Source organism: Shinella sp. (assembly GCF_052438155.1).
GTDB lineage: Bacteria > Pseudomonadota > Alphaproteobacteria > Rhizobiales > Rhizobiaceae > Shinella.
Map to the genome: position 1 here is coordinate 1 of NZ_JBQVPI010000073.1, position 395 is coordinate 395.

General features: G+C 61.8%; 2 pseudogenes. Both read right to left on the reverse strand.

Going from position 1 to position 395, the window contains the following annotated elements:
* A pseudogene (locus tag ACT6VE_RS34180) lies at window positions 1-196 on the reverse strand (abortive infection system antitoxin AbiGi family protein); the annotation flags it as partial.
* Window positions 197-209: 13 nt separating this feature from the next.
* Window positions 210-395, reverse strand: a pseudogene (locus ACT6VE_RS34185) (UvrD-helicase domain-containing protein); the annotation flags it as partial.

Consider the following 395-nt stretch of genomic DNA (forward strand, 5'->3'; position numbering starts at 1 on the left):
CGCTGAAGCACACCGACCTGCGCGCCGGAGCGAGCTTGCGCCCAGCGCCGAAGGCCTTCGCAGCGACGATGCGCCGGTCGTAGAGGAACGAGATCGCATTGTCGTACGCCGTCCTCGGCGGGTCAGCCTTCGCGAAGTGCACCACGTATTTCGACATGTCCTTCCATGACGGGTCGATGTTTCCGATTAGCGTCATATCCTCGCCTTGATCAGACGACGTCATGTCGCTGCGTGGTGCAGCCATGAGTGGAGAGGAGCGCCTCGAGTTTGGGTGCCGAATTCTTCGGGACCGCAATGACCAGCAGCCGCTTCGCCCTAGACGCCGCCACATAGATCTTCCGGGCATCCTCAGCATCGTCCGGTGTCCCCGCTCCTGTCTCGAGATGTGCGAGTAT